Source organism: Adhaeribacter soli, from assembly GCF_008727925.1.
In the GTDB taxonomy this organism is placed as follows: domain Bacteria; phylum Bacteroidota; class Bacteroidia; order Cytophagales; family Hymenobacteraceae; genus Adhaeribacter_A; species Adhaeribacter_A soli.
In genome coordinates this window covers 166727-180022 of the sequence record NZ_VTWT01000004.1, presented here as the reverse complement: position 1 = coordinate 180022, position 13296 = coordinate 166727, and the positions used below count along the sequence as shown (strand labels likewise).

10 protein-coding genes are annotated in these 13296 nt (G+C 48.2%); 8 read left to right on the top strand and 2 right to left on the bottom strand.

From position 1 onward, the window contains the following. Nucleotides 1-35 precede the first annotated feature (35 nt). The gene (fabD, locus tag F0P94_RS08910) at nucleotides 36-935 is read right to left on the bottom strand and encodes an ACP S-malonyltransferase (RefSeq protein ID WP_150903535.1); all 900 of its coding nucleotides are present in this window, start codon (nucleotides 933-935) and stop codon (nucleotides 36-38) included. Nucleotides 936-1107: 172 nt separating this feature from the next. Continuing rightward, nucleotides 1108-3798: a T9SS type B sorting domain-containing protein gene (locus F0P94_RS08905; RefSeq protein ID WP_191906980.1), complete on the bottom strand. Its 2691-nt coding sequence runs from the start codon at nucleotides 3796-3798 to the stop codon at nucleotides 1108-1110. 335 nt (nucleotides 3799-4133) lie between these two features. Between F0P94_RS08905 and F0P94_RS08900 the strand changes: the two genes are divergently transcribed. The 8 genes from F0P94_RS08900 (at nucleotide 4134) to F0P94_RS08865 (ending at nucleotide 13293) form a co-directional block, all read left to right on the top strand. Next, complete coding sequence (locus tag F0P94_RS08900) at nucleotides 4134-4814, top strand: succinate dehydrogenase cytochrome b subunit (RefSeq protein WP_150903533.1); 681 nt, start codon at nucleotides 4134-4136, stop codon at nucleotides 4812-4814. Nucleotides 4815-4832: 18 nt separating this feature from the next. After that, entirely contained in the window at nucleotides 4833-6767 is a 1935-nt protein-coding gene (locus F0P94_RS08895; RefSeq protein ID WP_150903532.1) for a fumarate reductase/succinate dehydrogenase flavoprotein subunit, read from the top strand. Between the two features lie 150 nt (nucleotides 6768-6917). Next, on the top strand, nucleotides 6918-7670 hold the full coding sequence (locus tag F0P94_RS08890; RefSeq protein ID WP_150903687.1) for a succinate dehydrogenase/fumarate reductase iron-sulfur subunit: 753 nt from the start codon (nucleotides 6918-6920) through the stop codon (nucleotides 7668-7670). Between the two features lie 272 nt (nucleotides 7671-7942). Then, entirely contained in the window at nucleotides 7943-8470 is a 528-nt protein-coding gene (locus tag F0P94_RS08885; RefSeq protein ID WP_150903531.1) for an NADPH-dependent FMN reductase, read from the top strand. A 28-nt stretch (nucleotides 8471-8498) separates the two neighbouring features. Then, complete coding sequence (locus tag F0P94_RS08880) at nucleotides 8499-9383, top strand: AraC family transcriptional regulator (protein WP_150903530.1); 885 nt, start codon at nucleotides 8499-8501, stop codon at nucleotides 9381-9383. Nucleotides 9384-9449: 66 nt separating this feature from the next. Then, on the top strand, nucleotides 9450-10016 hold the full coding sequence (locus F0P94_RS08875; protein ID WP_150903529.1) for a DUF417 family protein: 567 nt from the start codon (nucleotides 9450-9452) through the stop codon (nucleotides 10014-10016). 363 nt (nucleotides 10017-10379) lie between these two features. Further along, nucleotides 10380-12074 (top strand): acyl-CoA synthetase, encoded by a 1695-nt coding sequence (locus tag F0P94_RS08870; RefSeq protein WP_150903528.1) that lies wholly within the window; start codon nucleotides 10380-10382, stop codon nucleotides 12072-12074. A 73-nt stretch (nucleotides 12075-12147) separates the two neighbouring features. Beyond that, on the top strand, nucleotides 12148-13293 hold the full coding sequence (locus tag F0P94_RS08865; RefSeq protein WP_225307169.1) for a DUF3800 domain-containing protein: 1146 nt from the start codon (nucleotides 12148-12150) through the stop codon (nucleotides 13291-13293). Nucleotides 13294-13296 lie beyond the last annotated feature (3 nt).

The following is a 13296-nucleotide window of genomic DNA, read 5'->3' as shown; positions in this document are numbered from 1 at the left end:
ACCAGGGCTTTTATATGAGAAAGGATACCGTTTTTTTAGGAAGCTGCCGGTGCATTTACGACACCCGAGGCTACTTCGGCATTTTTATCGATTTTCTTTACCAAACCTTGCAGCACTTTACCCGGTCCGCACTCAATAAATAAGGTAGCGCCGTCGGCGATCATTTGCTGCACGCTCTGGGTCCAGCAAACCGGGGCCGTTAGCTGTTTTACCAGGTTCTGCTGAATGGTTTCCGGATCGATGTGCGGTTTGGCATCTACGTTCTGGTAAACAGGGCAAATGCCCACGTTAAATTCGGTGTTGTAAATGGCTTCGGCCAGTTCTTTTTCCGCGCTGTGCATTAGCGGGGAATGGAAAGCGCCGCCTACCGGCAAAATTAAAGCCCGTTTTGCGCCAGCTGCTTTCATTTTTTCGCAAGCCAGCTCAACGCCTTTTACGCTGCCGGAAATTACCAACTGCCCCGGGCAGTTAAAGTTCGCGGCAACCACTACTTCGTCGGTAATGCTTGCGCAAATTTCCACCACTTTTTCATCGTCCAGGCCTAGAATAGCCGCCATGGTAGAAGGTTCGTTTTCACAGGCTTTCTGCATAGCCATGGCACGTTGCGCTACCAGTTTCAGACCGTCTTCAAAAGCAAGCACTTTGTTGGCAACCAAAGCCGAAAACTCGCCTAAAGAGTGCCCTGCCACCATATCTGGTTTAAAATCGGGAAGCATGGCGGCCTGAATTACCGAATGAATGAAAATGGCCGGCTGGGTAACTTTGGTTTGTTTCAGCTCTTCGTCGGTGCCGTTAAACATCAGGTCGGTAATGCGGAAACCAAGAATTTCGTTGGCTTTCTCGAACATTTCTTTAGCGGCCGGAAACTGGTCGTAGAGGTCTTTGCCCATGCCTACAAACTGTGAACCCTGGCCCGGAAAAATATATGCCTTCATGTTGCTGTTTAAGTTTTACTGCTGTTCAATAAATTTCGGGCCGAAAGATACGCGATAAATTTCAAAAAGAACCCCAACCGGTTTTACTTTCCCGGCCAGCTACTTTTTTTTGTCTGAAACCTACCGTTATAAAAAAAGCAGCCCCATTACTGAAGCTGCTTTTCCTGAAGTTCTACCGGACTATTTCTACCCAGCCTTTAAAAGTTCGCCTCGAGGCCTTCGGATCCCGGCCGGCAAATTCTATTTCCGCCAGGTAATAATAAATGCCATCGGCTAAGCGGTTCCCGTCATCGGCGGTACCATCCCAATCAATGGTTGGCCCGGTGGTTTTATCGAAAACTTTTACGCCCCAGCGGTTATACACCTGATACCGGACCGAACGGATAAAGGCGCTCTGGCGCGGCCGGAAGGTATCGTTGGCACGGTCGCCGTTCGGGGTAATAATGTTGGGCAGTTCCAGGAAGTAACAGACATCCTGGCACACGATATTGCTATAGCGGCTTTCGTTCCCCGAAGAATCTACGGCCGTAACCGCATAGCAACCCGAAGGCACGGGCAGGTTCTGGTGCAGGAAGGACGTGGCCGGCGTAGTAGCCACATATTCAAAGCTTTCTCCTTCCCTGGCCTGGTAGTAGATTTTGAATTCTTTTACATCGTTGCCGCATTCGTTGCCAGTGGCCGGCTGCCAGCGGAGCTTATTGCTGAAAGGCGGTCCGAAAGGCACCTGCTGCAGCGAATCGCAATTAAGCAGAGCCAGACTCAACGTCGGTGGACAAGGGGCGGTGGTATCGCGGACTACGGCACAGAATCTTTCCGAATTATTGCGCACAACCGGCGGCAGCTTTGGATTTACAAATTGCCCAACCGTTTGCACGTAATAACAATACGTCCGGCCGAATCTCAGAGGTTCATTATTGAAGGTCCCGCGATCGGTGTAACTGCCGCTGAAAGGCCCGGCCTGCACGCTGTCGATGAGCACAAAGGCCTGATTTATTTCCCGGTAAATGAGGTGCTTGCGTGGTTCATTGTTCCAGGGTACCTGGTAGGTCCAGTTCAGCTGCATGGTTTCGCCTACCGATTCGGCCGTTAACCGCACACTGGAGGCCGGCTGGCTCGATTCCAGTAATTCCAGCACCCCGTTATTGGTATAATAAAAATCTAAACGGTAGTGGTAAGCGCTGTCCTGGGTGTTCAGCCCCTGGTCTACAAAAGCAGTATCGTCAAGGTTTGCCGAGGAGAAGATCTGCTTGTAAATCTGACCATCGGTAACGCCAATTGCCCGCTGCAAACGGTACTGGTAAGGGCCGGTAAACTGGCTCAGGTCGCCTAAAGGCTTGCTCCAACGCACCTGTATTTTTCCGTTTGTAAGGCTGGTTTCGGTTACCGTTACGTTTGTAAGCGCCGTACCCAGGATCGGCACTTCGGCGCAAACCTCCAGTGAGGCCAGACTTTCGCCGCGTTTCGGGGCCGGGAACTGGGCGTAGATCAGGTAGCAGTAATTAGCCCCCGGCCGCAAACCCTGGCCATTATTATTGTCGGTAAAGGAAGTGATATTCGGGCCTACTTCACCTATTTTCTGGTAACCCGTAGAGGCAGGTACGCCCGTCTGGCAGGTGGTAGGAACAAAATTGGCCAGGTTTTCCCGCCGGTAGATCAGTATTTTCTCGGCATTGGCACAACCCGCTACCGTATATTGGTTCCAGGTAAGCAGTATCTGTCTATTCGGTTGCGGCGTAGCCGTTAAGCCGGTAGGCGCCGGTCCCACCACTGTAATGTTCCAGGCCTTCAGGTCTACCAGCGGCGTTTCTCCCTGCCCCGGATTATCGGTAACTTTGAACACTACCTGGTAAGGCTGTTCGCTGATATCGGCACATCTGGTCTGCCACTGGAAAGTACCGGAAGTAGGCGCTGTCTGCACAAAAGTAGCCGGCGGCAGAATTCCGGAATAGGCATTAAGGGTTAACGGGTCGCCATTGCTGTCGGTTGCTTTTACCACGCTTCGGATCAGGGTTCCGGCCACTACGCAGGTATCGTTGGGAACCTGCAATATGGGTCGCTGGTTTACCGTGCCTCTTACCCTGATCTGCATGTCACGGGTTACTTCTCCCAGCTTTATGGCTCCCCTGCCGGGCACAACCTTCCACTCCTCTACCACCAGGGCAATGTTATATTCCCCTATCATGTTCGGGGCATTCCAGCGGATCTCTCCGGTGTGGGCATTCAGATCGAACCGCACAGGTTGCCCGGGAGTAACACCGGTAACCGGGTCGGTAACGGTATTTCCGCCAAAGCTCGGATCATTCGGATAACGGTAACTAAATACATCTGCCGCAACCGGCGCGGTGGAAAGTCCGGAGTTGCGTTGCGGAACTACCAGACGGTAAGAAAGGCTATCCTGATCGAGGTCGTAAGCTCCCGGAAAATGAACGAAGATCTGCCCCTGGGCAGCCCAGTCTATAGGCGGAACGCTGAACTGAGGGGAACGGTTAATGCCGATCTGAGGAAAAATGCTGACCCGGGTGCGGATGTAAAAACTATTCGTACTGGAACTGGCAATATTAATGATACTGGAATTGCGGTTCTCTTCGTTATAAACAACATCGTAGCTGCGGCCCGCTGCCGAATAAATATGCTCAAAATAAAAAACCCGGCGGTTAATATCCGGGGCAATGGGTACATCTGAAAACTTACCTACCGTCTGGCTGGTACCGTCTCCGAAAAATAGCGTCGCCTGGTCGTCCGGAATGCCCGGTCGCGGGTCTACGTAGGTTACCAGTTTAAAATAATACTTCAGGGGGTTGGGGTTGTTTACCGCTGTATCGCTTTTAGCGGTAATTTCGCCGGCCCGGATATGGGTTGCCAATGCTTTTGGAAGCACTAAAAAATATATACCCCATACCACCAGCAAGCTAAAAAAACATTTCTGCCAAACGGTAGGTTTTCTTCTCATAAAGTCCGGTCTAATATAGCAAAAAACAAATGTATTCTAAAACTTTCGGGTATTTACGAATTTCTGTTCCCAATAACAGGTTAAACTCATTTTACCGGGTATTTATTGCATAATTGCTATGTTAACGCCTTGAAACTATTTAGACTCATTCAAAATATGATTCCAACGTTGTTTTATACATATCCGGCTCTTACCTTTGACAATTAAACAATCTCTACTCTGCTTACTTAAAACCTAATAATTAACAAATGAGTTGGTTTACTAAAACGTTTTCCAGTAGTATAGGCCGCAAAATCGTGATGTCGATTACCGGCCTTTTTCTTTGTTCCTTTCTGGTGGTTCACCTGATCGGTAACCTGCAGCTTTTTAACAACGACGGCGGCCAGGCTTTCAACGTGTACTCGCATTTCATGGGCCACAACCCGGTTATCAGGGTAATGGAATTTGTGTTGCTGGCTGGCTTCGTATTTCACATCTGGGATGCCGTTGCGCTTACCCGCCGCAACAAAGCTGCCCGTCCTATAGCTTATGCGGTAAACCATCCGGAACAGAACAGTAACTGGTCTTCCCGTAATATGGGTTTACTCGGAACAGTAATTTTGGTTTTCTTAATTATTCATTTGTACAATTTCTTCCTGCCAACGAAAACCGGCGGCCTCGACAAGGTAATGATCGACGGGGTAATGGTAGATAACCTGTACATCCGCGTGGCTGAATCTTTCAAGATCTGGTGGTACGTTGTCCTTTATGTAATTTCCATGATTGCGTTGGCTTACCATTTAATGCACGGTTTCCAGAGCGCCTTCCAGACGCTGGGCCTGAACCACAAAAAGTACACCCCGGCTATTAAAGGTTTCGGTTACGCTTTTTCCATTATCGTTTGCCTTGGCTTTGCTGCCATGCCGCTTTATTTCTTCCTGTTTAAGTAATTCATTTTCTTTACCGATATGATTTTAGATTCCAAGATCCCGGAAGGCGCTTTGGCCGAAAAATGGGACAAACATAAATTTAACGTGAAGCTGGTAAACCCGGCCAACAAACGGAAATACGACGTAATTGTAGTTGGAACCGGTCTGGCCGGCGCTTCGGCTGCTGCTACTTTAGGCGAACTGGGCTACAACGTAAAAGCGTTCTGCTACCAGGACAGCCCGCGCCGTGCACACTCTATTGCGGCTCAGGGTGGTATTAACGCTGCCAAAAACTACCAGAACGACGGCGACTCCGTTTTCCGTTTATTCTACGATACCATTAAAGGCGGCGACTACCGCGCCCGCGAAGCCAACGTTTACCGCCTGGCCCAGGTTTCGGTAGATATTATTGACCAATGCGTTGCGCAAGGCGTGCCTTTTGCCCGCGAATACGGCGGCCTTCTTGCGAACCGTTCTTTCGGGGGTGCCCAGGTAAGCCGGACGTTCTACGCCCGCGGCCAGACCGGACAGCAGCTGCTTTTAGGCGCTTATTCGGCGCTTAGCCGCCAGATCGCTTACGGTAAAGTAAAAATGTACCCGCGCACCGAAATGCTGGACCTGGTAATGGTAGACGGCAAAGCCCGCGGTATTATTACCCGGAATATGGTTACCGGCGCCATCGAGTCGCACAGCGGGCACGCGGTAATTCTGGCTACCGGCGGTTACGGCAACGTGTTCTTCCTGAGTACCAATGCTATGGGCTGTAATGCTACGGCTATCTGGCGGGCGCACAAGAAAGGCGCTCTGTTCGGTAACCCTTGCTTCACCCAGATCCACCCTACTTGTATTCCGGTTTCCGGCGATTACCAGTCTAAACTGACGCTGATGTCGGAATCGCTGCGTAACGACGGCCGTGTTTGGGTTCCTAAAACCCAGGAAATGGCCCAGCGCCTGCGCCGCAACGAAATTACAGTAGCCCAGATTGCCGAAGAGGATCGCGATTACTTCCTGGAAAGAAAATACCCGGCTTTCGGTAACCTGGTACCACGCGACGTGGCTTCCCGGAACGCGAAACTGGCCTGCGACGAAGGACGAGGCGTAGGAACGACCGGTCTGGCTGTGTACCTTGATTTTGCCGATGCTATTAAGCGTGATGGTCAGGATAAAGTAGCCGCTAAATACGGTAACCTGTTCGAAATGTACGCCAAAATTACCGGCGAAAACCCATACGAAACCCCAATGCGCATTTACCCGGCGGTACACTATACCATGGGTGGCCTTTGGGTAGATTACAACCTGATGACCACAATCCCGGGTTTATATGCCACTGGCGAGTGTAACTTCTCCGACCACGGCGCGAACCGCTTAGGTGCTTCGGCCCTGATGCAAGGTCTGGCAGACGGTTATTTTGTAATTCCTTACACCATTGGCGATTACCTGGCGCAAATGCCGGCAAACCGCGTAGAAACCAGCCATCCGGCGTTTGCCGAAGCCGAGAGAAACGTTCGCGACGGTATTCAGCAGTTGCTTTCCATTAACGGTACCAAAACGGTAGACGAATACCACAAAGAACTGGGCCACATTATGTGGAACTACTGCGGTATGGCGCGTAACGCCGAAGGCCTGACCAAAGCCAAAGGTATGATCCGCGAATTGCGGGCCGACTTCTGGAGAAACGTGAAGGTAATGGGCGTAAACGAAGAGTTCAACCAGACTTTAGAGAAAGCCGGCCGCGTAGCTGACTTCCTGGAACTGGGCGAGCTGATGGTAGACGATGCCCTGAACCGCAACGAAAGCTGCGGCGGTCACTTCCGCGAGGAATACCAGACGCCGGAAAACGAAGCATTGCGCGATGATGCCAATTATGCTTACGTTGCCGCCTGGGAATATACCGGACCGAACCAGCCGGAAAAACTCCACAAAGAAGAACTGAAGTTCGAAAACGTGAAGCTGACCCAGCGGAGCTATAAATAATTAGTAATTAATAATTAAGAATTAATAATTGAAATATGGAGTGAAGAAATTGATAAGGTAATTGATCCGCGAGGAAATAATTATTAATTATTAATTATTCATTCTTAATTATAAAAAGTTATGGCAGGAAATAATCCGAACCTCAAACCCATGAACCTGACGCTGCGGGTTTGGCGCCAGAAAAACAACCACGACGCCGGTAAATTAGAAACCTACAAAGCCGAAAATATTTCCCCGGAAATGTCTTTCCTGGAAATGCTGGACGTGGTAAACGAAAATCTTGCGCACACCGGCGTTGACCCGATCGCGTTCGACCACGATTGCCGCGAAGGTATTTGCGGTATGTGCAGCCTTTTCATTAACGGCCGTCCGCACGGTCCGGAAACAGGTACTACTACCTGCCAGCTGCACATGCGTAAGTTCAAAGACGGCGATACCATTACCATCGAACCATGGAGAGCCCAGCCGTTCCCGGTTCACAAAGACCTGAGCGTAGACCGTTCTGCTTTCGATCGGATCATCCAGGCGGGTGGCTACGTATCGGTGAATACCGGTGGCGTACCGGATGCCAATGCTATTCCAATTCCGAAATCGATTGCCGATAAAGCTTTCGATGCTGCTACCTGTATTGCCTGTGGCGCTTGCGTAGCAGCCTGTAAAAATGCTTCGGCCATGTTGTTCGTTAGCGCGAAAGTGAGCCAGCTGGCCATGTTGCCGCAAGGTAAAGTGGAGCGCAAAACGCGTGTAGAAAACATGCTTGCCCAGATGGACAAAGAAGGCTTTGGCGCTTGTACCAACATCGGTTCGTGCGCGGCAGAGTGTCCGGTAGGCATTTCCCTGGAAAACATTGCCATGCTGAACCGCGAGTTTATCGCCGCCAAAGCAACTTCCGACAACGTTTAATCCCACCAAACTCTCCTCTGATTCAGGAGAGAGTTTTTAGAATACCAATGTTTCAAACCTGTGAGGTCTTAAAGACCTCACAGGTTTTTTTTATGTCCGGAACGTAGAGACGCCCAAATTGGGCGTCTCTACAGATGAACCGATAAAACCAATCCGGAAAATTGGTTTAAAAACAATATCCTTTTCCGCCGAAAAACGGTTAAACGCAAACGGCTACCCATACCAAACCGGATTTTAGTTAACTTTGGCCGGTAGAAAATTACTCTTTCAGCATGATCACGATAATTGTCGGCACGAACCGGAATGATTCTATTTCCCGCTTAATTGCGGAACAGTACGCCGACATGCTATTACAGAAGTTTCAGCAGCCCACACAATTACTCGATCTGCAGGAATTACCCGTCGATTTTATCAGCACTGCGCTGTACGAGCATACCGGCAAAAACGAAGCTTTTAATGCTGTTAGCGCTTTGATTGCCGGTTCCGAAAAGTTTGTTTTCGTGTTGCCGGAATATAACGGTTCGTTTCCCGGTGTATTGAAAGCCTTCATCGACGGCCTGGCTTACCCGAATACCTTTCGCCATAAAAAGGCGGCCATGCTGGCTATTTCCAACGGCACCCAGGGCGGCTTGCTGGCCATGAGCCACCTGACCGATATTTTCAATTACCTGGGCATGCACGTACTCGCCAATAAGGTGCGCATCCCGCAAGTGCATAACCATATGGCCGAAGGCAAGATCATTACCCCTTTTTACCTGGAACTGATGGAATTGCAGGCGGAGCAGTTTTTGAGCTTTTAAGGCTACGGTTTTACTATAATTTAATGAGATGCTGACCGGAAAGCTGCCCTTACACGTTTACAAAGCCAACCAGGAAACGGAGCCCTTGCTTATTTCAGAGGTTCAGGCGAAGGATAAGGTGTGGCAAAACCATACGAATTATTTCAGCGTGCTTTGGGTACAGGAAGGCGAAGGCAGGCTGGAAACCGATTTCTCGAAAACCAGCTTTGGGCCGGGGCAGGTATTTTGCTTTAACATTTACCAGGCTTTCGCCCTGCAACCCCATTCCCCGACCAGGGCGCAATTGCTGCTTTTTCACCCGAACTTTTTCTGCATCGAAACCTACCAGCACGAAGTAGGCTGCAATGGGGTGCTTTTCAACCAGGTGTACAACGCCCAACCCATAGCCGTTGAACCGGAAACGGCAATAGAACTGGCACAACTGCTTAAAAACATGCAGGCAGAAATGAAAACCGGGGAATTGGCCACCGGCGAGCTAGTCTTCTCGTACCTGAAGATTTTCCTGGTAAAACTTACCCGTCTGAAGACCGCGCAAACGCCGGGCTGCAATCCGAAGTTTCAAATTCCGGCGGTTTTAACCCAGCTCGAAACCCTGATAAACGAGAACTTCAGCAAGCACCACCAGCCTTCTTTTTACGCCGATGCCCTGCACCTGCCGCTTAAAACGCTGGGAAGTTTATGCCGGAAGCACTTCCATAAAAGCCTGTCGATGCTGATTTCGGAAAAGGTGCTGCTTCGGGCCAAATGGGAATTGCTGCACACCGATACGCAGGTAAAAGGCGTGGCTGCCAGCCTGGGTTTTAAAGACGAACATTACTTCAGCCGCTTTTTTAAAAAACACATTGGCCTCTCCCCTACGCACTTCCGTGAAGCCGAATGGGAGATGCGACGGGGATATTTGTCCATCCCTTAAAGCTTTTGGTGCATGGTATGGCGGCAATAAAAACCGGAAATTTGCAATAAAACAAATTTCTGAACCATGCATAAATTATTTCAATTCGCGGCCAGCCTCCAGGAAACCGGACTACACTTATGCCGCCTTGGCCTCATCATCGTACTCGTTTGGATCGGGGGCTTGAAAGCATTTCCTTACGAAGCCAACGGCATTGTTCCGTTTGTAGCCAACTCTCCGCTCATGAGCTTCTTTTATAAGTACGACGCGCCGGAATACAAAAAACACATGAACAAAGAAGGTGAACTGAAACCGGAAAACGTAGCCTGGCACACCGAAAACCACACCTATATTTTCTCTTATGGTCTCGGCACGGTGATCGTGCTCATCGGTTTGCTCATAGCCGCCTATCCGCTATGGCCGGGCGTCTCCGCCTTGGGAAGTTTTCTGGCTTTCGGCATGAGCTTGGTAACGCTTTCGTTTCTTATTACCACGCCCGAAACCTGGGTGCAATCCCTTGGCGACATACACCACGGATTCCCTTACTTGAGCGGTGCCGGAAGATTGGTGATAAAAGATGTGATCATGCTGGGCGCGAGTGTGGCTACCATGGCGCAGGCGGCGCGGAAGTATTTGCAATTGAAGGAGGTTTGACCTCACCTAAATCCTCCCCTAAAAACAGGGGAGGACTTTTTCTTTGCTGCTTTCTAATCTCAGGCATTTAGCTGTTTCGGACAATTGTGCCGGAAGAGCACGGGTGAAATCTTTTTTTTAAATTCTGAGAATTCTTTAAACTCTGATAATTCTGATTCAGACAATTTCTGTCTGAATCAGAATTATCAGAGTTTAAAGCCCTCCCCTGATTTAGGGGAGTGTTGGGTGGGGTCAAATTCTATCCCCACATTCTTCGCCTTTTACCAAATCCTTTCGTACCTTATTCAATCTTTTCAGCCGCAATAAAACGCTATTGTTTTCCGGCTAAAAGTCATTTCCATCAGATCTTAAACCGCTACTTATATGAGTTTAACGCCTTATTTCCAGGAAGTCAGAAGTTTAATAGCCAACCACGAATTCAGCAAACTCCGCGGCCTGCCTTTGGAAAAACCGGAATATTTTAACTGGGTTACCGAAGTGTTTGAAGCCATTAACCTGAAACAGCACCCACAACAGGAAGCTTTACTTTGGACCGATGGCGAAAAGGAAGAACGATATACTTATACCGAAATAGCCGAAAAAGGAAACCAGCTGCTCAACTTTTTCCGGGCGAACAGATTGCAGCAGGGCGATTGCATGTTCCTGCAACTGGCCTTGCTGCCGGCCAACTGGTTTGCCTATTTCGCGGCCATAAAAGGGGGCCTGGTGATGGTGCCGGTAGCAACGATCATGGGCGTGCAGGACATTAAATACCGTTTCGAAAAGCTCTTACCCAACGTGGTAATTTCCGACCTGGAAAATGCGGATAAAATTGATGAAGCCGAAAAACTGCTGGGGCAAAACGTGCAGCTCAAAATAATTGTGGACGGCGAAAAGCCTGGCTGGCAGCCTTTAAACGCTATCGAAAGCCAGGAAAAAACTGCCGAAGCTGCTCAGACCAAAGCCGACGATCCGCTGTTTTTGTTTTTCACTTCCGGCACCACCGGCATGCCCAAAGTGGTTACGCATACGCATCTGAGTTATCCGTTCGGGCACCTTTCCACGGCTTCCTGGATCGGGCTGAAACAAGGCGACGTGCATTACAATATTTCGCAACCGGGCTGGGCCAAGTTTTCGTGGAGCTGCGTGTTTGCGCCCTGGAACGTGGGCGCGACGGTTTTTGCCTATCATCCGGCCGGAAGGTTCAACGCCAAAGCGCAATTAGAGCAACTCGAAAAGCATAAAATCACGACCTTCTGTGCGCCACCTACGGCTTTGCGCATGCTCATTCAGGAAGACCTGAAAGCCTTCAACTTCAGCTTCCGGGAATGCGTTGCGGCCGGCGAACCGCTGAATCCCGAAATTATTGAAACCTGGCACGAAGGCACCGGAATCATGATCCGCGACGGCTACGGCCAGACCGAAAGCACCTGCATGGTGGCCAACCTGGTAGGCGACGAACTGAAATTCGGGAGCATGGGTAAACCCACCTTCCTCTACGACATTATTATTGCCGACGATGAAGGCCGCGAACTGCCGCTGCACGAAGAAGGTCACATTTGCGTACGCACCGATACTGGCAAACCCAACGGCATTTTCAAAGAATATTTCGGCGACCCGGAAAAGAAAAAGGACGTTTTCAAACACAACCTCTACTACACCGGCGACAAAGCTTACAAAGACGGCGACGGCTACATCTGGTTCATCGGCCGCGACGACGACGTGATAAAAGCTTCGGATTACCGCGTGGGCCCGTTTGAAGTGGAAAGTGTTTTAATTGAGCACGAAGCAGTAGTGGAATCGGCAGTTGTCGGAAGTCCGCACCCAATCAAAGGTTTTCAGGTAAAAGCGTTCATTATTCTGGCACCGGAGCATAAACCTACCAAAGAACTGGCTCAGGAAATTTACCAGTTCAGCCGGCATAACTTGGCGCCCTACAAAATTCCGCGCCTCATCGAGTTTGTGGAAGAACTTCCCAAAACCATCAGCGGCAAGATCCGAAGGGTAGAGCTGCGGGCCACCGAAGCGCAGAAAAAAGCCCGGAAAGAAAGTTCGGAAATGGAGTTTAGCTTTGAGTAGTTTTTGTTAGGAAATGGTAGTGTTTTGGGTTGGAAAGTGTAGATTGCTATATAAACGCAAACTAATAGATTAAATGATGCAAAATAAAATAACTGCATTTGCAGACGAATTTGGAAACAACTCATTTAATTTCGAAACTCAAGGAAGTCACTTCATTGTAGCAACCGTTATTTGCAAAAATGATAATCTGGATAAACTTAGAGATGGGATTGACCAGATTAGAAAAGTTCACAACTTTCAAACGGGTGAAATTAAATCAAGTGGAGTTGGACCAAATCATTCAAGAAGAAAAAGAATACTTTCTGATATTGCCAAATTAGATATCTCGGTTTATGCTGTGATAGTTGACAAAAGAAAATTATTTGGTAAAGGCTTTGGATATAAAAAGTCATTTTACAAATACATAAATAATCTTCTTTATAAAGAACTTTTCAGAACATTTCCAAGCCTTGAGTTATTTGTTGATGAGCACGGCGGTAACGAATTTATGAGAGAATTTAAAAGGTATGTTGAAAAACAGCATCCACCTACCTTATTTTTTGGTTATGAATTCAATATCCAAAACAGCAAACAAAGCTACTTCATCCAATTAGCAGATTTCATTGCAGGTACTTTAAGTTACATTTTTGATGAAACAAAAAAATCAGAGTTCAGCCAAGAATTTGAAGAACTGCTAAAACCAATCACAATTGATTTTAACTTCTTCCCTAGAGAGTTTACCTATAGTGAATTAGCAGAATCTAATATTGATGAAAGCTTTGATCCCCAAATTGCTGAAGTAAGTTATTTAAGAATCCAAAACTTTTTGGATTCTCATACAGGAACAGACCAGCAAAAAACTGATCAGCTGAATTTTCTGAAACTTTTATTATTCTTCCAAAGAACAAGCCCTAAAAATAGATATATAACAACTAAGGAAATTTTCAGGCATTTAAATCAAAGTAGACAGGATAAATTAAAGCCTGAATATTTTAGAACAAAAGTTGTGGGTGCATTAAGGGATAATGGTATCCTAATAGCATCTGGTAGAGATGGTTACAAAATACCAACTTGTACAAAGGATTTAAACAACTTTGTAAAGCATGGCAAGAGAATCATTTTACCAATGCTAAATCGAATTAAGGAGGCTAGGGAAACAATAAAACTTGCAACTGGAAACGATCTAGACTTACTTAATAATGATGAATTCAGAGAATTAAGGGATTTATTAGGAAATTGAAAT